The sequence below is a fragment of the Paenibacillus sp. P36 genome (genome assembly GCF_045866505.1).
Classification (GTDB): domain Bacteria; phylum Bacillota; class Bacilli; order Paenibacillales; family NBRC-103111; genus Paenibacillus_E; species Paenibacillus_E chondroitinus.
In genome coordinates, this window is record NZ_AP038372.1 from 52097 (window position 1) to 72342 (window position 20246).

The 20246-nt window shown below is 48.4% G+C and carries 23 protein-coding genes; all 23 read left to right on the forward strand.

Annotated elements, in window-relative coordinates; translation table 11 throughout:
* Window positions 1-96: 96 nt before the first annotated feature.
* The 23 genes from ACKTT9_RS00235 (at window position 97) to ACKTT9_RS00345 (ending at window position 20243) form a co-directional block, all read left to right on the forward strand.
* On the forward strand, window positions 97-1920 hold the full coding sequence (locus ACKTT9_RS00235; protein ID WP_407870091.1) for an ABC transporter substrate-binding protein: 1824 nt from the start codon (window positions 97-99) through the stop codon (window positions 1918-1920).
* Window positions 1921-2113: 193 nt separating this feature from the next.
* Window positions 2114-2743, forward strand: a complete 630-nt coding sequence (gene upp / locus ACKTT9_RS00240) for a uracil phosphoribosyltransferase (RefSeq protein WP_127453437.1) — start codon at window positions 2114-2116, stop codon at window positions 2741-2743.
* Between the two features lie 30 nt (window positions 2744-2773).
* Entirely contained in the window at window positions 2774-3910 is a 1137-nt protein-coding gene (gene wecB / locus ACKTT9_RS00245; protein ID WP_127453435.1) for a non-hydrolyzing UDP-N-acetylglucosamine 2-epimerase, read from the forward strand.
* Window positions 3911-4134: 224 nt separating this feature from the next.
* The gene (locus tag ACKTT9_RS00250; RefSeq protein ID WP_127453433.1) at window positions 4135-4356 is read left to right on the forward strand and encodes an AtpZ/AtpI family protein; all 222 of its coding nucleotides are present in this window, start codon (window positions 4135-4137) and stop codon (window positions 4354-4356) included.
* Window positions 4353-4736: an ATP synthase subunit I gene (locus tag ACKTT9_RS00255; protein ID WP_407870092.1), complete on the forward strand. Its 384-nt coding sequence runs from the start codon at window positions 4353-4355 to the stop codon at window positions 4734-4736. Before ACKTT9_RS00250 ends, ACKTT9_RS00255 begins: the two co-directional genes overlap by 4 nt.
* Window positions 4737-4769: 33 nt before the next feature.
* Window positions 4770-5465, forward strand: coding sequence for a F0F1 ATP synthase subunit A (gene atpB / locus ACKTT9_RS00260; protein ID WP_157318598.1), 696 nt, complete (start codon window positions 4770-4772; stop codon window positions 5463-5465).
* Window positions 5466-5542: 77 nt separating this feature from the next.
* Window positions 5543-5767, forward strand: a complete 225-nt coding sequence (atpE, locus tag ACKTT9_RS00265; protein ID WP_028556930.1) for a F0F1 ATP synthase subunit C — start codon at window positions 5543-5545, stop codon at window positions 5765-5767.
* A gap of 78 nt (window positions 5768-5845) precedes the next feature.
* On the forward strand, window positions 5846-6331 hold the full coding sequence (gene atpF / locus ACKTT9_RS00270) for a F0F1 ATP synthase subunit B (protein ID WP_145668580.1): 486 nt from the start codon (window positions 5846-5848) through the stop codon (window positions 6329-6331).
* Window positions 6328-6861 (forward strand): F0F1 ATP synthase subunit delta, encoded by a 534-nt coding sequence (locus ACKTT9_RS00275; RefSeq protein WP_157318567.1) that lies wholly within the window; start codon window positions 6328-6330, stop codon window positions 6859-6861. Before atpF ends, ACKTT9_RS00275 begins: the two co-directional genes overlap by 4 nt.
* 33 nt (window positions 6862-6894) lie before the next feature.
* Window positions 6895-8409, forward strand: coding sequence for a F0F1 ATP synthase subunit alpha (gene atpA / locus ACKTT9_RS00280; RefSeq protein ID WP_407870093.1), 1515 nt, complete (start codon window positions 6895-6897; stop codon window positions 8407-8409).
* A gap of 130 nt (window positions 8410-8539) precedes the next feature.
* Entirely contained in the window at window positions 8540-9397 is an 858-nt protein-coding gene (gene atpG, locus ACKTT9_RS00285) for an ATP synthase F1 subunit gamma (protein ID WP_157318565.1), read from the forward strand.
* A gap of 49 nt (window positions 9398-9446) precedes the next feature.
* Window positions 9447-10844 carry a F0F1 ATP synthase subunit beta gene (gene atpD, locus ACKTT9_RS00290; RefSeq protein ID WP_127453420.1) on the forward strand — a complete coding sequence of 466 codons (1398 nt, stop codon included), beginning with the start codon at window positions 9447-9449 and terminating at the stop codon, window positions 10842-10844.
* A gap of 46 nt (window positions 10845-10890) precedes the next feature.
* On the forward strand, window positions 10891-11295 hold the full coding sequence (locus tag ACKTT9_RS00295; protein ID WP_181646574.1) for a F0F1 ATP synthase subunit epsilon: 405 nt from the start codon (window positions 10891-10893) through the stop codon (window positions 11293-11295).
* Window positions 11296-11520: 225 nt separating this feature from the next.
* A complete protein-coding gene (locus tag ACKTT9_RS00300; protein WP_127453506.1) occupies window positions 11521-11886 on the forward strand; it encodes an NADH-quinone oxidoreductase subunit A in 366 nt (121 codons plus the stop codon).
* Window positions 11871-12389: an NADH-quinone oxidoreductase subunit B family protein gene (locus ACKTT9_RS00305; protein ID WP_127453417.1), complete on the forward strand. Its 519-nt coding sequence runs from the start codon at window positions 11871-11873 to the stop codon at window positions 12387-12389. Before ACKTT9_RS00300 ends, ACKTT9_RS00305 begins: the two co-directional genes overlap by 16 nt.
* 428 nt (window positions 12390-12817) lie before the next feature.
* Window positions 12818-13258: an NADH-quinone oxidoreductase subunit C gene (locus ACKTT9_RS00310; RefSeq protein ID WP_407870094.1), complete on the forward strand. Its 441-nt coding sequence runs from the start codon at window positions 12818-12820 to the stop codon at window positions 13256-13258.
* 3 nt (window positions 13259-13261) lie between these two features.
* The gene (locus ACKTT9_RS00315) at window positions 13262-14362 is read left to right on the forward strand and encodes an NADH-quinone oxidoreductase subunit D (RefSeq protein ID WP_407870095.1); all 1101 of its coding nucleotides are present in this window, start codon (window positions 13262-13264) and stop codon (window positions 14360-14362) included.
* On the forward strand, window positions 14362-15366 hold the full coding sequence (gene nuoH / locus ACKTT9_RS00320) for an NADH-quinone oxidoreductase subunit NuoH (protein WP_315955540.1): 1005 nt from the start codon (window positions 14362-14364) through the stop codon (window positions 15364-15366). Before ACKTT9_RS00315 ends, nuoH begins: the two co-directional genes overlap by 1 nt.
* Before the next feature lie 58 nt (window positions 15367-15424).
* Window positions 15425-15877: an NADH-quinone oxidoreductase subunit NuoI gene (gene nuoI, locus ACKTT9_RS00325; protein WP_127453413.1), complete on the forward strand. Its 453-nt coding sequence runs from the start codon at window positions 15425-15427 to the stop codon at window positions 15875-15877.
* Entirely contained in the window at window positions 15870-16400 is a 531-nt protein-coding gene (locus ACKTT9_RS00330; RefSeq protein WP_127453412.1) for an NADH-quinone oxidoreductase subunit J, read from the forward strand. The genes nuoI and ACKTT9_RS00330 overlap by 8 nt, the downstream gene beginning before the upstream one ends.
* 2 nt (window positions 16401-16402) lie before the next feature.
* Entirely contained in the window at window positions 16403-16714 is a 312-nt protein-coding gene (gene nuoK, locus ACKTT9_RS00335; protein ID WP_127453411.1) for an NADH-quinone oxidoreductase subunit NuoK, read from the forward strand.
* A 15-nt stretch (window positions 16715-16729) separates the two neighbouring features.
* Window positions 16730-18631 carry an NADH-quinone oxidoreductase subunit L gene (nuoL, locus tag ACKTT9_RS00340; protein WP_407870096.1) on the forward strand — a complete coding sequence of 634 codons (1902 nt, stop codon included), beginning with the start codon at window positions 16730-16732 and terminating at the stop codon, window positions 18629-18631.
* Window positions 18621-20243, forward strand: a complete 1623-nt coding sequence (locus ACKTT9_RS00345) for a NuoM family protein (RefSeq protein WP_407870097.1) — start codon at window positions 18621-18623, stop codon at window positions 20241-20243. Before nuoL ends, ACKTT9_RS00345 begins: the two co-directional genes overlap by 11 nt.
* The last annotated feature ends 3 nt before the right edge of the window (window positions 20244-20246 follow it).

Sequence of the window (20246 nt, forward strand, 5' to 3'; positions counted from 1 at the left end):
GGAAAACTTTCACCTTTTATCCCTCCTGCAGGCTGTTGACGAAATGGCAAGGCGCAACTATACTCTTTGGTAATTCGTGTAAAGGAGGGGACTTTCATGCAGCTTGCCTTACAATATGCGCAGTTGAAAACATCAGTAACGCGTGTTTTACAGATCCCCCACACGTATATGGACGTGCCAGTCTCCGTAGAAGAAATTGCCGGTTACCTGTATTGTACGGAGCGTAATGTAAAAATTTTAATCCGCAAAATGAGCGAAATGGGTTGGATCGTCTGGACGCCGGGACGAGGCCGTGGACACCGCTCGATGATTCGATTTCTGGTTCCAGCGGAAGATGTGCTGATGGCGGAAGCGAAGATCCATGTTGAACAAGGAAACCTGAACCATGCGATGAGTTTGTTTCAAATGGAAGGTTTGGACGGCAGTGTCATGGATCGGTTCTTGGCCTGGCTCGGCAGTTATTTCGGATACAAAGGCAATTGCGATTCCGGAAATCCTGAAACACTGAGGCTGCCGATGCAGATTCGCGTGCTGACGCTTGACCCTGTCGATGTGCTGTTTTCGCGGGACTTGCATTTTGTGAAGCAAGCCTTTGACACGCTGCTTTATTTCAATCCGCTTTGCGGCAGCCTGGAGCCTGGCTTGGCTCATGAGTGGGAATGCAATGCGGATGCGACGGTATGGACTTTCTTTTTGCGGAAAAGAGTGAGATTCCATCATGGCCGGGAGCTGACTGCGGACGATGTGGTGTTTTCATTCAACCGGCTGCGCTCGCTGGGCACAGAGGATTCGCCGAATCGGTGGCTGTTGAATTCCGTCAAGGATATTCGCGCCGTCGACAGGCTGACGGTTCGCATGGAACTTGCTGCGCCGAATTATATGCTGCCACATTATGTTAGCTCCTACCAGGCAGCGATTGTCCCTGCAGATGTTTACAGTGCAACTAAGGTAGCGGATGCCAGCATGCTCCCCGTTGGAACGGGTCCTTTCCGCATTACGAGGCATGATGCGGGTGGCGTGACGTTAGAGGCCTTCGAGGAGTACTACAAGGAAGGCGCCCATTTGGATCGCATCGAGCTGCTCTATGTTCCGGATAACGTCAGCGATCGAAGATGGCAGCAGTTAAACTTCCAAATGGGGAAGCTTAACCATTATAAACAGCCTGCCCCTGCACACTGGTGTAAAAAAGAAGTGATGATGCTGGGGTCTAGCACGGTTGTGTTTAATCTTCGCAAAAATGGGGCACAGCAAGCCCTTGAATTCCGCCAGGCTATTCAGCTTATTGTGAATCGCTGTGGGTTAATAAAGGAATTAGGCCTTTATCATGCAAGGCCAGCTGCCGATTTCTTGCCAACGGATTCGCCGGGGGTTGGACCCGAGGATCACCAGCCGGAGCGGGCGAGGGAGCTGCTTAGAGAATGCGGTTATAATGGCGAACCCATTACCATGACATTTACGCTCAAGAATCAGCCTCAAGCCGAATGGATTCATGCTCGCTGTCAGGAAGTGGGTATACCTGTTATTCTGAAGCTGTATACTTTTGAACAAATGACAAAGGTGCCGCTGCTGTTAGAGGCCGATGTTATCATAGGCGGAGTTGTTGCGGATGATGATGAGGCACGCTGCTTGATTGAGATGTATAAAGTGGGCAATTTAGCGGTTCGAGTCTGTGCAACGGATGAGCAGAGACGAGTTTTTGATGAGACTATTGCGGCTATCGAAAATGAGCCCGACAGGCAAGTGCGCCTGCAACGAATCCGAGGGATGCAAGATTTAGTGTCGAAAAACTTCTCTGTCCTATTCCTTTTGCATACGACGCAGCAATTGGTGTACAGCCCTCATTTACAAGGCATAACGTTCAACACGCTGGGATGGTTTGACTTCAAAAACATTTGGTACCACCCTGGGCCAGTTGAATAATAAACAGATAAGATGCAAAGCCGCTTGGGAGATACTCTCAGGTGGTTTTTTACGCAAATAAGGATATTCATGGTAGGTTTGGTTTTTCGGAGGATAAGTTGGATAACATATGATATAATGAACGAGGTTTGTCGTACCTTGACGCTAAAATGGGTAAAATACATATAACATTGTGGTTTTTTAGGAGGAAATTATGGGGAAGTTATTTATTTGTGATCATCCGTTAATTCAGCATAAGCTGACCTTTATTCGGGATGAAAATACGAAAACAAAAGATTTTCGGGAGCTCGTAGACGAAGTAGCGACTTTGATGGCTTACGAGATCACGAGAGATATTCCGCTTGAGCATGTTCAGGTGAAAACGCCTGTAACAACGGCAGATTGCCGCATTATTTCCGGCAGAATGCTGGGCCTTATTCCTATTTTGCGCGCAGGATTAGGAATGGTTGACGGTGTGCTTAAACTGATCCCAGCTGCCAAAGTAGGACATGTTGGTCTATACCGTGATCCTGACACGCTGCAGCCTGTCGAATATTATGTTAAGCTGCCGACAGATGTCTTGGAGCGGGAGCTCATTGTGATCGACCCGATGCTCGCAACAGGCGGTTCAGCGAATGCAGCGATTGAAGTATTGAAACGCAGAGGCTGTACACAAATGAAGCTGATGTGTTTAATTGCTGCGCCGGAAGGAATTAAAGCGGTTCAACAAGAGCATCCGGATGTTGATATTTACGTGGCGGCTGTGGATGACTACTTGAATGATCATGGCTATATCGTACCTGGCTTGGGAGATGCGGGAGATCGTCTGTTCGGCACGAAATAATAGACTTATGACGATGGGGGAGAAGAACCAATGAAACGTTTGAAAGTCATTACGATCTTCGGTACTAGACCTGAAGCGATTAAAATGGCTCCGTTGATTAAGGAGCTGGAGAAGCATCCAGAACATATCGAGTCTCTCGTTTGCGTAACGGCTCAGCATCGCCAGATGTTGGATCAGGTGCTTGATATTTTCAAAATCACACCGGATTATGACCTTAACGTTATGAAGGATCGTCAGACGCTGAATGAAATTACTATGCGCGTGCTGCAAGGCTTGGAGCCGGTCTTCCAAGAGGCGAAACCGGATCTGATTCTCGTGCACGGCGATACGCTGACAACCTTCCTTGCGAGCTATGCGGCATTTATGCAGCAAATCCAGGTTGGACATGTCGAAGCGGGTCTTCGTACGTGGAACAAAATGTCGCCATATCCGGAAGAAATGAACCGTCAGTTGACAGGCGTTTTGGCGGATCTGCATTTTGCACCAACCCAACAATCGGCTGATAATCTGCGCAAAGAGAATAAATCGGAATCTCAAATCTATGTAACAGGGAATACCGTTACGGATGTCTTTCAATATACCGTGCAGGAATCCTTCGAGCATCCGGTTTTGGAGTGGGCAGCAGGCCGCAGGCTGATCTTGATGACAGCCCATCGCCGTGAAGCGCAAGGTGAACCGCACCGCCAAATCTTCCGTGCTGTGAAACGTATCGCTGATGAGTTTGAAGATATCGCAATCGTATATCCGGTGCATCCGAGCCCGGCTGTCAAAGAGCCTGCTCACGAAATTCTGGGCAACCACCCGCGCATTAAACTGGTAGAACCATTCGATGCGAGTGAGTTTCATAACTTCTATCCGAAGACACATATGATTCTGACAGACTCTGGCGGCCTTCAGGAAGAAGCGCCATCCTTTGGTGTGCCGGTACTTGTGCTCCGTGATACGACAGAGCGTCCGGAAGGCATCCAAGCGGGTACATTGGAGCTGGTTGGAACAGACGAGGAGAAGGTCTACGAGCGTGCTCGCGCGCTGCTGACAGATCCAGTTTTATACAACAAAATGAGCCAAGCTGCCAACCCTTACGGGGATGGCAAAGCATCCCAAAGAATCGTTCAAGCGATTCTGCATCACTTTGGCAAGGTCTCGGAGCGCCCTGAAACATTCTAACCGTGACAAAATCATGACAAACGCTACAGCGTACAGTTCGACTGTTTGGTTTGGAAACTCGCAAACCTTAGAGCCGCAAGGCTCTGAGGGCTTTCGGGCTGCGAGGACTGTTAAGTTTCGTCAATTGACAAACCTCGCACTGCTTCGATACAATAAATGAGGATTCGTAGCACTATGTCTACGAAACAGGTTTTCCTCAGCGGAAAGCCTTCAGGAGGGATGCTATGAAACGGCAAAATCCCAATGATAATCCGTGGCGGGCAGTAGCGTTAACTAGTGCGATCGGCATTGACCTTGTAGTTTGTTTAGGAGCTGGATATTTGTTCGGCGATTGGCTAACACGCGTACTAGGGGGACAATTCTGGTTGTTAGGCGGATTTTTGCTCGGGCTTGTAACCGGAATCATTAGCATTTACTTCATGATAAAGCGGTACGGAGGGCTATGATGGATGAATTTTCAGCCACTCTGAAAACGGTTCAAAATGTGTTTCTTTTCTTTTTATCCTTTTGTTTGGCTGCATGGGCGCTTCTTGTCGATTACCGGGTTTACTTTGCCGGCATTATGCTTGGATCTATGGCGAGCATGATCAATGCAAGGTTTCTGGCCTGGAAAATTAACAAGTTGGCAGCAGCTGCGATAGAGCAGAAAGGGCGCAAGGTGACCCTAGGTTTTCTGACAAGAGCAGCAATTGCTGGCTTCGCAGGTTTGGTTGCCGTTCGGTATCCGGAACATGTCGCTTTAACCACGACGATTGTTGGATACTTTTTTGCTCAATTGGCAACACTCGTACTGGGTATTCTTTCTATTAGGAAGTCTAAGAAGTAATTCCATTCGATGAAAGGGGTGAAAATGGGAAATATGGAACATAAGGTACCAGAATTTGAGTGGTTAGGTATTCACTTCGACGCATCAGCTCTTATGATGATCGGAATTACCACCATTATCGTGCTTATCCTTGCAATCGCAGGGGCTAGCCGTGCATCTGTAACGAATCCTTCAAAAATTCAAAACTTCATGGAATGGACGATTGAGTTTGTAGAAGGCATCATTGGAAGTACGATTGGTTCTAAGCATGGCAAAGGTTTTATCGCGCTTGGTCTTACGCTCATTATGTACATCTTTATCGGCAACATGCTCGGCCTTCCTTTTTCGATCGTGACGGAAGATCATGTGTCATGGTGGAAATCACCGACGGCTGATATCGCTGTGACAGGAGCACTGACGGTTATCGTTATCGTACTAAGTCACTACTTGGGCATAACACGTAACACGAAGCATTACTTCGCGCATTATTTTGAGTACAAAGGGGCAATGTTGATCCTTCATTTGATTGAAGTCGTATCAAAGCCGCTTACGCTCGCTTTCCGTCTTTACGGTAACATTTATGCAGGTGAAATTATGATATCTGTCATCATCGGAGCTGGTTGGTTTGGAATTGCGCCTCTCTTCGTATGGCAGGGCTTCAGTGTGTTCGTAGGTGCTATTCAAGCCTTCGTATTTACAATGCTGACAATGGTTTACATCTCACAAACGTTAATCCATGAAGAACATTAAGAGTAAGACTTACCTCGGGTAGTCTCGAGTCACTTATACACAAAACAAACCTAAGAGTTTAAGGGAGGATTTTATCAATGGGAGCAATAGCATTAGTAGCAGCAGGTATCGTATTCGGTTTAGGAGCACTAGGTGCAGGTATTGGTAACGGTTTGATCGTAGGTCGCGCTTTGGAAGGTATTTCCCGTCAACCAGAACTACGTGGTACGCTTCAAACAACTATGTTTATCGGGGTAGGTCTAGTAGAGGCAATGCCGGTCGTTGCATTGGTACTTGCGTTCATCTTTATGGGGAAAGCTTAAGAAACCGTTTGGCGGGGATGGCCGTAGTCGCCACCACGCCTTCGTTTTGCCCACGTTATCAGAAGGGAGTGACGTTACTTGCATATTGAATGGTCCACATTTTGGATTCAACTTATCGCGTTCTTAATTTTATACGTGCTACTTTCCAAGTTTGCGTTCGGCCCTTTGTTCGGCATGATGGAGAAACGCAGACAGTTAGTTAAAGATCAAATTCAAACAGCTGAAGCGAGCCGCAAGCAAGCTGATCAACTGTTAGAGGAACAAAAACAAGCACTGCAACAAATGCGTAAGGAAGCTTACGATATCATTGAGCAAGCGAAACAAACAGGTTCCAAACAAGCTGATGATATTGTTCGTGCAGCTGGAGCAGAAGCAGCTCGTCTGAAAGATGAAGCTTTGAAAGATATCGAGAACGAGAAGAACAAAGCGGTTGCCGCTCTTCGCAGCCAAGTTGGCGCGATGTCCGTTCTGATTGCCTCCAAAATTATTGAAAAGCAAATCGACGAAAAGTCACAAGAGCAATTGGTTGAGCATTACCTCAAAGAGGTAGGAGGCAACGTATGAGTGACATCGTCGTAGCGAAGCGTTATGCCAGAGCTCTTTTTGAAGTAGCCAAGGATAAGGGGATTATTTCCCAAGTCGAAGAAGAGCTGAAATCTGTAGCTAGTGCGATTAGGGACAATGCAGACTTGCAGAAGTTCCTGAACCATCCGAACATCGGGAACACCGTCAAAACGGACCTGCTGAAGCAGATTTTTGAAGGCAAAGTTTCCGAACCGGTGTGGAACACGCTGCTGGTCTTGATTGATAAAGGAAGACAAGCGATTTTATCCGTTCTTGTAGGCGATTATGTGAAGATTGCGAATGAAGCGCTTGGACAAGCGAGTGCAACGATTTATTCCGCTTTTACACTGACAGAAGCTCAACAAGCGGAAATTGCATCACATTTCAGCAAAGTTACGGGAAAAACAATTCGTGTTGCGACTGTTGTTGAGCCTAAGCTGCTCGGCGGCATCCAAGTGCGCATTGGTGACCGTTTATATGATGGAAGTTTGGCAGGCAAGCTAGACCGCCTATCCAAAGCTTTGGTTTAATAACAAGCACTGTAAGAATAGGGGTGACGTTCGTTGAGTATCAAACCTGAAGAAATCAGCTCATTGATTAAACAACAGATTGAAAACTATAAATCCGATATGCAAGTGGTTGATGTTGGTACAGTCATTCAAGTAGGGGACGGTATCGCTCGTGCTCATGGTTTGGAAAACGTAATGGCAGGCGAACTGCTTGAGTTTTCAAATGGCGTTCTGGGCTACGCGTTTAACCTTGAAGAAAGCAACGTAGGTATCGTTATTCTCGGACCTTACAAAGATATCCGTGAAGGCGATCCAGTAAAACGTACAGGACGTATCATGGAGGTTCCTGTTGGGGAAGCCCTTCTCGGCCGTGTCGTTAACTCCTTGGGTCAACCAGTCGATGGTCAAGGACCTATTGCTACAACTGAATTCCGCCCTGTTGAGAACATGGCTCCAGGCGTTATGGCTCGTAAATCCGTTCATGAGCCAATGCAAACAGGTATCAAAGCGATTGACGCGATGGTTCCAGTTGGCCGTGGTCAACGTGAGTTGATCATTGGTGACCGTCAAACAGGTAAAACAGCGATTGCGATCGATGCGATCCTGAACCAAAAAGGCAACGGCGTTAAATGTATCTACGTTGCAATCGGTCAAAAACAATCCACAGTCGTAGGCGTTGTTGAAAAACTTCGTGCTGCTGGCGCTTTGGAATACACAATCGTTGTAACAGCTTCTGCTTCCGAGCCTTCACCAATGCTTTGGTTGGCTCCATACTCAGGCTGCGCAATGGGTGAGTACTTCATGTACAAAGGCGAGCACGTATTGATCGTATACGATGACTTGTCCAAACAAGCGGCTGCATACCGTGAGTTGTCCCTCTTGCTGCGTCGTCCACCAGGTCGCGAAGCATACCCAGGTGACGTATTCTACTTGCACTCCCGTTTGCTGGAGCGCGCTGCGAAATTGAACGATGATCTTGGTGGCGGTTCGATTACAGCACTTCCATTCATCGAGACACAAGCAGGCGATATCTCCGCTTACATTCCGACGAACGTAATTTCCATTACGGACGGTCAAATCTTCCTTGAGTCCGACCTGTTCTACTCCGGTCAGCGTCCAGCGGTTAACGTTGGTAACTCTGTATCCCGTGTAGGGGGCTCCGCTCAAACGAAAGCAATGAAAAAAGTTGCCGGTACACTGCGTGTAGACTTGGCTCAATACCGTGAGCTTGCTGCCTTCGCAGCGTTCGGTTCTGATCTTGATAAAGCAACAAAAGCCCGTCTTGATCGTGGGGTTCGCACACTTGAAATCTTGAAGCAAGGCGTGCATCAGCCGCTTTCCCTAGAGAAACAAGTTTGCTCTCTGTACACGGTTGTTAAAGGCCACTTAGATGACATTCCAGTACAAGACGTTACTCGTTTTGAAGCGCAATTCTTGGCTTACCTGGAATCCAACCGCTCCGAAATTTTGAACAGCATTCGTGATACCAAAGATATTACTGCGGATAACGACAAAGCGCTGGTTGATGCTATCAACACGTTCAAAAAGAGCTTCGCAGTTTCTGAATAAAATTTGAATACCTGCGCTTTTCTTCGTGAAAAGCCAGGTACTCCGTATATGCCTGAGATTGGGTGCATGCTGCCTGAGATCAGGCCTTCGAATGAAGGCTTTCCAAAGCCTCAAAAGAGAGGTGACAGGTATGGCAAAAGGAATGCGCGAGATTAAGCGCCAAATCAAATCGACACAAAACACGAAGCAAATTACGCGTGCGATGGAGATGGTTGCAGCTGCGAACTTGCGTCGTGCTCAGCAAGCTGCTGAAGCGGCTCGTCCTTATTCGGATAAGCTGAAAGAAGTAGTAGCTAGCATCGCTGCAGGCTCCAAAGGTGTGAAACATCCAATGCTGCAAACGCGCGAAGTGAAGAAAACCGCTTACTTGGTTATCACTTCGGATCGTGGTTTGGCTGGAGGCTACAACGCGAACGTATTGCGGAAAGCGATGACGGAGATTCGCGAAAAACATCAATCCCCGTCGGAATATGCTGTTTTCGTAATCGGACGTAAAGGTAGCAACTTCTTCAAAAAACGTAATGTTGAGATCGTTCAAGAAGTTACAGGACTTCCGGATTCTCCGAAGTTCTCGGATATTAAATCGATTGCGGCTTCTGCTGTTTCCAATTTTGAGAAGGGCGCGTACGACCAATTGTTCTTGGTGTACAACAAATTCCAAAATGCAATCAGTCAGATACCAACCATGGTTCGCTTGCTTCCTATGGAGGAAGTAAAAGGCGCGTCAACGGCTAGCTACGAGTATGAGCCGTCTGCGGAAGGCGTTCTAGAAGTACTGCTGCCTAAATATGCGGAAACAATTATTTACAGCGCGGTATTGGAAGGTAAAGCAAGTGAGTTCGGCGCGAGAATGACAGCGATGAACTCCGCAACGAAAAATGCAACGAAGATGATCAGCAGCTACACATTAGCATACAACCGTGCACGTCAAGCTGCCATTACGCAAGAAATTGCGGAAATCGTCAGCGGCGCGAACGCGAACGCTTAATTGATAAAACGCCTCGCTTAGAGGCGAAGCTTTTCTTAGGAGGGAAACCATGAGCAAAGGGCGCGTTGTGAATATTACAGGGCCTGTCGTCGACATTGAGTTCGGACGCGGACAACTCCCTGAAATTCTGAATGCAATCAAGATTGAAAAAACGGAAGCCGGTCAAACGGTTACGATTACGGTTGAAGCGGCGGTTCACCTCGGTGACAACCTCGTTCGTTGCGTAGCGATGTCTTCCACAGACGGACTTGTACGTGGCGCTGAAGCTACGGACACAGGAGTTCCAATCACAGTACCTGTAGGTGCTGCAACACTAGGTCGCGTATTCAACGTAGTTGGAGATCCTATCGATGGTATCGAAAACGTTGATCGCACGTTGACTAGTCCAATTCATAAAGAAGCTCCTGCATTCGAGAACTTGTCCACGAAATCGGAAGTTCTTGAAACAGGAATTAAAGTTATTGACCTTATGGCTCCTTACGCAAAAGGTGGTAAAATCGGTCTCTTCGGTGGTGCGGGTGTAGGTAAAACCGTAACGATGCAAGAGTTGATTCACAACATTGCCCAAGAGCACGGTGGTATCTCCGTTTTCGCAGGCGTTGGTGAGCGTACTCGTGAAGGTAATGACCTTTACCACGAGATGAAAGACTCCGGCGTTATCGAGAAAACAGCGATGGTATTCGGTCAAATGAACGAGCCTCCTGGCGCGCGTCTTCGCGTAGCTTTGACAGGTTTGACAATGGCTGAGTATTTCCGTGATGTTGAAGGCAGAGACGTTCTTCTGTTCGTAGATAACATCTTCCGTTTCACACAAGCAGGTTCCGAGGTTTCGGCTTTGCTTGGACGTATGCCATCTGCGGTAGGTTACCAACCGACTTTGGCTACAGAAATGGGTCAATTGCAAGAGCGTATTACATCCACGAAAAAAGGTTCCGTAACGTCGATTCAAGCGATTTACGTTCCTGCGGATGACTATACGGATCCAGCTCCAGCTACAGCGTTCGCTCACTTAGATGCGACAACGAACTTGGAGCGTAGTATCGCGGCTGCGGGTATTTTCCCAGCGGTAGATCCACTTGCTTCCTCCTCCCGTATCTTGACGCCAGAAATTCTAGGCGAAGAGCACTATAAAGTAGCACAAGGTGTTAAACAAGTTCTTCAACGTTACAAAGAGCTTCTGGATATCATCGCGATCTTGGGTATGGATGAGTTGTCCGATGAGGATAAACTAGTCGTTACTCGTGCGCGTCGTCTCCGTCTGTTCTTGTCTCAGCCGCTTCACGTTGCTGAGCCGTTCAACGGTTTCCCAGGCTTGTATGTACCATTGAAAGAAACTGTGCGCAGCTTCAAAGAAGTTCTTGAAGGTAAGCACGACAACCTTCCTGAAGTAGCGTTCCACAACGTAGGTACGATTGAGGACGCAATCGAGAAAGCGAAAACGCTGTAAGGTTACCTTTGGTAAACTTCGCGTTAGCTGAGGAAGGAGAATCCAAGTGAGTACATTCCTACTTGAAATTGTTACTCCTGAGCGCAAAGTGTACGCTGAACAAGTGAACATGTTAGTCGCAAAGGGTGTCGAAGGGGAGCTTGGAATTCTGCCGAACCACATTCCACTCGTGACTCCATTGAAAATTAGCTCGATTACTGTGAAGAAGCAGGGCTCCAAAGACGAGATCATCGCAGTGAACGGCGGATTTATGGAAGTGCGTAAGGACAAAGTGGTCATACTGGCGGAAAGCGCCGAGCTGCCAGAACAAATCGATGTGGATCGTGCGAGAGCAGCGAAAGAACGTGCGGAGAAACGTCTTGCGGATTCGAAGCAAGATAACGTTGATTTCAAACGTGCGGAAGCCTCTTTGCAAAGAGCATTGAACCGGATCAGCGTGTCCGGCAAATAATAGATCAAAGAAGCGATGGGACTCAGGTTCCGTCGCTTTTTTCTTATAAACGGATTATTCTTAAAAGTTATGGAAATTCTACTCACAAAGTATGAAAAAAAGAGGGCTTGGAATTAGTCATCGACTCCCCTGAGCTCTTTTGGTATAATATTGAAGGTGATTATTACCAATTTGAATCAATGATTTGAGAAAGTAAATAAGAATGGAGGCGGTTACATTCAGATGATGTACACAAATAACTATGTAATCGTAGCGATTTTTCTTGGGTTAGGTATTTTCCTCCCGGTGGCAGCGCTTACGATAGGCAAATGGTTAAGACCGAGCAAACCCGTTGTGGAGAAGTATACGACGTATGAGAGTGGGAACGAGCCTGTTGGTGAAGGGCAAATCCGGTTTAACATTCGATATTATTTGTTTGCGTTGATGTTTGTCATCTTTGATGTAGAGACCGTGTTCCTGTATCCTTGGGCTGTTGCTTTTAATCAACTAGGACTTTTTGCTTTAGTGGAAATGTGCATTTTTGTAGCCTTGCTAGCCATAGGATTAATATACGCTTGGAAGAAGAAGGTGCTGCAATGGACTTCAGTCTAGAGTCGATCTCCCCAGAAGAACGCGAAGAGTTAAACCGCAACGTATTTATGACAACACTGGAGCAGGTGAAAGCTTGGGCTCGCAGTAATTCACTTTGGCCTTTAACGTTTGGTCTTGCTTGCTGTGCTATCGAAATGATGGGTACGGGCGGATCGCATTATGATTTAGACCGTTTTGGAGTCATCTTCCGTACGTCCCCTAGGCAATCCGATGTCATGATTGTGGCAGGGACAGTTACGAAGAAAATGGCTCCTTTGCTGCGCCGTCTTTATGAGCAAATGCCGGAGCCGAAATGGGTAATCGCTATGGGCTCTTGCGCGACTGCCGGCGGACCGTACGTGAAATCGTACTCCGTTGTCAAAGGTGTAGATCAGATCGTTCCGGTTGATGTGTACATACCGGGTTGTCCGCCAAACCCGGCGGCACTTATCTACGGGATCAACAAGCTTCAGGAGAAGATTCGCTACGAAGCAAAGACCGGTAAGCAGGTGATCAACCGATGAGTGAGGATAAGAAACCGGAGGAGAAGGTCGAGGTCGGGCAGACAGCATCTGCGGAAGAGACCAAGGCTGAAGGAACTACAGAGCCGTCGACGCCTGCTTCTGAGGCGAAACCGGCGGGCGAACCGCCCGCGGCTGAAGCGGCGGAGAAAACCGCCGAAGAGAAGGCCGCGGAGCGCGCCGCGGCGAGAGCCGCCCGCCTAGCGGCGAAGGCGGCGGCCGCTGAGCCGACGGGCGAGCCCGCGTCGGCAGCAGCACCTCCATCCCCTGCTGCTGCAGGGGATGACGAGAAGGCGGCCAAAGCGCAGGCCGCCGCAGAAGCACGCGCAGCGCGAGCTAGCGCGCGCGGAGCGAAAACCGATGCGGCGGAGCCTGCCGCGCCGAAAGAGCCTTCGCCTAACCAGCCCCTGCTGGATAGGCTGGTGGCGATCTTGAAAGAAAGCGCCGGCGAAGAGGCCGTCGTCGATAGCTTCATTAACGAAAGGGACGGTCACCGTCCTTACGTTGTCATTCACAGCTCCCGCTGGCCGGAGGCTGCGCTGACGCTGCGGGATCACGAAGAGCTGCGCTGCGACTACTTGCGCAATCTCTCCGGTGTGGATCAAGAGACGCATCTGGAAGTGGCGTATCATCTGCTTTCCCTCACGCACAAGCGCGAGTATTGTGTGAAGGTGAAAACAGATCGGGATCAGCCAAGTATCCCATCTGTCGCTCCTTTGTGGCCAACCGCGAATTGGAATGAGCGGGAAGTGTATGACCTGCTGGGAATTGAGTTCCCCGGGCATCCCAACCTGGTAAGAATCATGATGCCTGACGATTGGGTCGGCCATCCACTGCGCAAAGATTACGAACCGCTTGACCCGGAGGTGTAGCATTTGTTACGGACAGAAGAGCTCCTGCTAAACGTTGGTCCTCAGCATCCTAGTACGCATGGCGTTTTCCGCGTGATTGTGAAGCTGGATGGAGAGGTCATCAAAGAAGCTATACCCGTTATGGGCTATCTACATAGAGGAACAGAGAAGCTGGCTGAGAATCTGAGCTACACGCAAATTATTCCTTATACAGACCGTATGGATTACGTCTCTGCCATGACGACGAACTATGTTCTCGTTCATGCCGTTGAGAAAATGATGGGACTGGAAGTTCCGGAACGTGCGGAATTCCTTCGTTTGATCGTGATGGAACTTCAGCGGATTGCTTCCCATATGGTGTGGTGGGGAACGTATTTGCTGGATATCGGAGCGATGAGTCCGTTCTTATTCGCTTTCCGTGATCGGGAAATTATCATTGACCTGTTCAATGAACTCTGCGGAGCTCGTTTGACTTACAACTACATGCGTGTAGGCGGGGTAAAATGGGACGCTCCAGACGGTTGGATCGATAAAGTTAAGAAATTTATCCCGTATATGTACGGCAAATTGGAAGAATATCATACCCTTGTATCCGGAAATGAGATTTTCCTGTCCAGGATTAAGGGAGTAGGTAAATATGACGCTGATACAGCCATTGCTTATGGGCTTAGCGGCGCGAACTTAAGATGTACGGGTGTTGACTGGGATATCCGCAAAACACAGCCATACAGCCTTTACAATCGCTTTCAATTCGATGTGCCTGTACGAAACGGCGGCGATTGTTATGATCGCTATCTAGTACGCATGGAGGAAGTAAAACAGTCCCTGCGTATTTTGGAGCAAGCTGTGGCACAGTTCCCTGAACAAGGGGAAACCATGGGCAAGGTGCCTAGGGTGATTCGTCCTCCTGAAGGTGAAGTGTATGCGGCTATCGAGTCTCCTCGTGGAGAAATCGGCTGCTATATTATTTCCCGAGGCAAGCAAGAGCCATTCCGTCTGAAATTCCGCAGACCGTCCTTCGTAAATCTACAAATATTGCCCAAGCTCCTGGTCGGTGAATCGATGACCAACCTGATTACGATATTGGGCGGCATCGATATTGTCGTTGGGGAGGTGGATGCCTAATGGTAAATTTGCTGGAAGAAAGTCTAACCTGGACGAACTTCTTCGTTTTCCTTTTCTGGGGCATCGTTATGCTGCTCTTGGTTCTTGGCTTCGTTACCTACGCGATCTACTTTGAGCGGAAGGTCATTGGCTGGATGCAGCTGCGGATCGGACCAAACCGCACAGGGCCGTTTGGGCTTCTGCAGAGCGTCGCAGACGTATTCAAACTGCTCATTAAAGAAGATACCATTCCCAAAAAGGCGGAACGTGAGCTGTTCATTTTGGCGCCTATCATTACGTTCATTCCTTCGTTTACGATTATTGCGGCGATCCCTTTCTCGGATCGTATGTTTAATGCGAATTTGAATGCGGGTCTGCTTTATTACGTGGCGCTGACAGGGATTTCTACGATTGGGATTATTCTTGGGGGCTGGGCATCAAATAATAAATATGCCTTGCTAGGCGGTATGCGTTCAGCAGCGCAAATGATCAGTTATGAGGTACCGCTCGTCATTTCCGTCATTGGTGTCATTATGATGACAGGCAGTTTAAATCTGCATACTATCGTGGACCACCAAGCGGGCGGTTTCTGGCACTGGAACTTCATTCCTCAAATTCTAGGTTTCATCATCTTCGCCATTGCCGGTGTGTCGGAGCTTAACCGGACACCTTTTGACTTGCCCGAAGCAGAGTCTGAGCTTGTAGCAGGTTATCACGTGGAATATAGCGGCTTCCGCTTTGCATTTTTCATGCTATCGGAATACGTTTACGTGTTTATCATTGCTTCTTTAACGAGCCTGATCTTCTTAGGCGGATGGCATGCGCCGTTCCCATTCCTTGATTTTATTCCGGGGATCATCTGGTTCCTGCTGAAATTCTCCCTCGTTGTATTCGTCTTGTTCTGGTTGCGGGCGACGTTGCCTCGCGTACGAATTGATCAGCTCATGGGATTTGGCTGGAAAGTGCTGCTGCCCTTGGCGCTAGTGAATATGCTGGTAACGGCGATCATTATGACGATCTTTTAATATAGCCTACGCATACGATGTCAGTTTTGCCAAAGCAAAACTCTAAGGAGTGAACCAAATGAAGGGCATAATCAAAGGCTTAGGCGTAACGTTGAAAAGTATGACACAGAAAAAAATCACGTACGCATACCCTGAGGTCCCGATCAAAATGCCGGATCGTTTTCGCGGTATTCAACATTTTGACCCAGAGAAGTGCATCGTGTGCAATCAATGTGCGCGTATTTGCCCAACCGAGTGCATTACTCTGACGGGTAAAGCGAATCCGGACCCCGAGAAAAAGGGGAAGGTCATTGATACGTACGATATCAACTTCGAAATTTGTATTTTGTGCGATCTTTGCACAGAGGTGTGTCCTACGGAAGCAATCGTCATGACAAATAATTTCGAGCTAAGTTCCTATAGTCGCGATGATCTTTTCAAAAATTTGCAATGGTTGAATGACAATAACCAAAACATTCGTCAGGAGAATAACTCGGCCATGCCAAAAGGGGGGGCCAAAAAAGATGTTTAGCGGAATTGGTGATTTCCTCTCAAGCGGTTCAAGCTGGGCTTTCTTCATTTTCGCCCTTCTGGCCATCGGCGGAGCGATCTTTATGATTTCTTTTACCAAAGTTGTTCATATGGTCATTGCCGTTGCGCTTACGTTCATTAGCTTAGCAGGGCTGTATATTATCCTTGAAGCCGAGTTTGTTGCTTTCGTACAGGTGCTGATCTATGCAGGAGCCATCTCGATCCTCATGATTTTCGGCATTATGATGACGAAGCACAGACAAGGGGAAGAGGAGGAGCCAAGGCGTCCTTGGCACGAAGGTTTGGCGATCGTTGGCGCTTTGGGCTTGTTCGGGGTGTTATTTTATGCGATTCAAAAAACGACCTTCGTCTCACAAGGCTCTTTAGATGCCGGCAAAGACAACACATTAGAAATCGGCAAGCTGTTGTATAACCAGCACGTGATTCCATTCGAAATCATGTCTGTGCTGCTGACAGTCGCTTTCATCGGCGCTATTATCGTAGCGAAGAGAGAGGAGGATTAGCTATGGGCAACATTATTACTCCCTATCTCACGCTGGCTGCAATCCTGTTCTGTATCGGTCTGTACGGCGCTTTAACGAAAAAAAATGGGGTCATCGTGTTATTGTCAATTGAGTTGATGCTCAATGCGGTGAACTTAAATTTGATCGCTTTCTCCAAACTCGGGGATCATCCAGCGCTCACAGGTCAAATTTTCTCACTCTTCAACATTACGATTGCAGCCGCAGAAGCAGCTGTGGGGATAGCGATTCTTATTACGATTTACCGAAATAGAGGAACAGTAGATGTAACGGATTTGGATTCTATGAAGCGCTAGGAGGCTAACAAGGATATGGTATCGGACTATTCACAGTACGCCTGGCTCATTCCGTTGTTTCCGTTGATTGCTTTTCTAGCGCTTACGGCTATGGGACGTCAATTAAAGGATTTGGGCATTTATATCAGTATTTTTGCGATGTTCGCCTCATTTATCGTCGCTGTGCTGATATTTGTTGAACGCATCGGCGGCAAAGTTGAGGATTATACGTGGGATAAGCTGAATTGGCTGCAAGTTGGTGATTTTACCTTGAGTATGGGGTTTGAGGTCACCAATTTGAACGCCCTGATGCTGGTCATCGTCACGTTGGTCTCTCTCCTCGTTAATATTTACTCTAGAGGTTATATGAAAGGCGACGAGCGAATCCATGTGTTCTTTGGTTATATCGCTCTGTTCTCTTTCTCCATGTTAGGTCTGGTTATTTCTGAAAACATGTTAGAGCTCTACATTTTCTGGGAACTTGTAGGGGTATGTTCCTTCTTGCTTGTAGGTTTCTGGTACTTCAAGCCAGAGGCGAAGGCTGCAGCGAAAAAAGCTTTCATCGTTACCCGCATCGGGGACGTGGGACTGTTCCTTGGCATCCTGCTGCTGTTTTGGTACATGCCGGGGCATGCTCTCGATTTTACCTCTATACATAATGCCTTCACTACAGGCAAAATTGACCCGACCATCGTCACTTGGATTGCCGTTCTGATCTTTATCGGAGCGATGGGGAAATCAGGTCAGTTCCCGCTGCACACCTGGTTGCCTGACGCCATGGAAGGTCCGACGCCGATCAGTGCGCTGATCCACGCAGCAACAATGGTTGCCGCAGGGGTGTACTTAGTGGCGCGTACGTTTGACATTTTCCATGCTTCGCCGGATGCCTTACTGGTTGTTGCTTATGTGGGCGGCTTTACCGCCATCTTTGCGGCGACAATCGGGATCGCGCAGAACGATATCAAACGTATTCTCGCTTATTCGACAGTAAGTCAGCTTGGCTATATGATGATGGCGCTCGGCATTGGCGTGTCGTATACGTCAGGGATGTTTCATTTATTCACGCATGCTTTCTTCAAAGCCTTGCTCTTCTTGGGAGCAGGCAGCGTGATTCACGCCGTGCATACGCAGGACATCAATGAAATGGGCGGCCTATCCCGCAAAATGAAAATAACGACCTGGACATTCGCCATCGGAACCTTGGCGCTCTCGGGAATATTCCCATTCGCAGGGTTCTGGTCGAAGGATATGATTCTGACAGAAGCGTACGAGCATAACCAGCTGTTGTTCTGGGTTGGAGTGATTGCGGCATTCTTCACCGCCTTTTATATGTCCCGACTGTTCTTCCTGGTTTTCCTGGGCTCGCCTAGAGGGAAAGCGCACGGGCACGGCGATCATGCCCATGAGCCTCATGAATCGCCTTCCACGATGACGATACCGCTGATCATTTTGGCTGTACTTGCTGTGGTTGCGGGGTTTGTGAATACGCCGTTCAACGAATGGCTGGGCCATTGGTTAACGGGTCAAGAACATGACGAGAAGGCCAATTGGATCGTTATTATTTTATCCACACTCGCCGGGTTGCTTGGTATTGGTCTAGGGTACCTAATCTACCTGAAACGCACGATTCCGCGGGATGTCGTATCCGGTAAGTTGCCTTGGTTGTACACACTGTTCAACCGTAAATATTTCGTGGATGAAATCTATGACAGTCTTATCGTCAAGCCACTGCGAGGTTTAGGATGGATTCTTGAACTGATTGATGTGTACATCATTGATGGTATCGTGCGTTTGGTCGCCTTTACTGTCGTCAGTCTTGGGCGTTTGGGCTCCCGTCTTCAGAATGGCCAGATGCAGACCTACGGCGTCATCATGATTCTAGGGATGCTGATCTTGGCGCTCGCCATCGCAGGAAGGAGGTTCATCCATGCCGGCTAATCTACCTATACTCAGTCTAATCGCTTTCTCACCTTTGCTCGGTGTGCTGGTCCTGCTCTTCATTCGAAGTGATCGCGGCCGTTTAATTAAAACGATCGGTATTGTCACGACATTGATTCCGCTTATTTTGGCGGCATGGTTGTATTCTGATTACAATTTTCAAGGTGATCCGATTCAATACAAAGAACAACTCGACTGGATCAAAGTTCCGCTGAACCATGAGGGGATTCAACAAATCACATCGTATTTCTTTGAATTCAAATACAGCGTTGCCGTTGATGGAATATCATTGCCGCTTGTATTTTTAACCGCTCTTGTGTCGTCCATGGCTGCTTTAGCCTCGGTGTACATCAAGAAACGGTGGAAAACTTACTTTATTTTATTCCTGCTGCTGGAAACCGGTATGTTTGGCGTCTTTATGGCTCAGGACCTGTTCTTGTTCTTCCTGTTCTTCGAAATCACGCTGGTGCCGATGTTCTTCCTGATCGGAATATGGGGCTATATGAAGAGAGAGCAGGCGGCAAACCGCTTTCTTCTCTACAACGGGCTTGGTTCAGCGATTATGCTGATCGCGTTCCTAATCCTTGTCAGCACGGCAGGCTTCAACCAAGATCCGTCGCAGACAGAGGCTATCATTTACTACAGCGGAGATATTCATACCATTGCGCATAATTTGCTGCAAGATCCCGCCGCTTATGTGAATCAAGAGGGAGCGCCGTTCTTCCTAAGCCCAGCCATGAAATGGACCGTGTTCATTATGCTGCTGGTCGCCTTCGGCATCAAACTGCCGATCTTCCCGTTCCATACGTGGATGCTAAAAGTACATACAGAGGCTCCGCCTGCTGTTGTTATGATTCACTCCGGTATTTTGCTCAAAATGGGGGCTTACGGCCTTATCCGCTTCGGCATTCTGTTCTTTCCGGCGGAGGCGAAGCAGTGGGCCTGGATGCTGGCCCTCCTAGGCGTAATCAATATCGTGTACGGCGCCATTCTCGCGATGGTGCAAAAAGACTTCAAACTCGTATTGGCTTACTCAAGTATCAGCCATATGGGCATCGTCCTGCTCGGACTCGCCGCATTTAACGTGTCGGGCCTCCAGGGAGCCGTGTTCCAACTGATCTCACACGGTCTGATCTCGGCCCTGATGTTCCTGCTCGTCGGCAGCATCTACGAGCGGACGAACACGACCGAGCTCGATCGCTTAGGCGGTCTCGCCTCGTCGGTTCCCTTCATCAGCGGGATTCTGCTGATTGCGGGGATGGCCTCGCTCGGATTGCCGGGCTTATCCGGCTTCATCAGTGAGTTCCTCGCGTTCCTCGGACTCTTCGAGACACACCGGGTGTACGCGATTATCGGTACACTGGGGATCATTCTCGCAGCGGTGTACGTGCTGCGCGGGGTGTTGAACATCACGTTTGGCCCTAAGCAGCCAAACCTGGTCCTGCAAGGGATACGCGACGCACGATTAATCGAGGCGGTGCCGATGATTACCTTGGTGGCGTTCATCCTCTTGCTCGGGGTGTACCCAAGCGTGCTGAGCCAGCCGCTTCAGCAAACGATAGGCAGCTTGGATCAATTGATCCAAAGCGTAGCCGGGAAGATAGGAGGTTAGTCC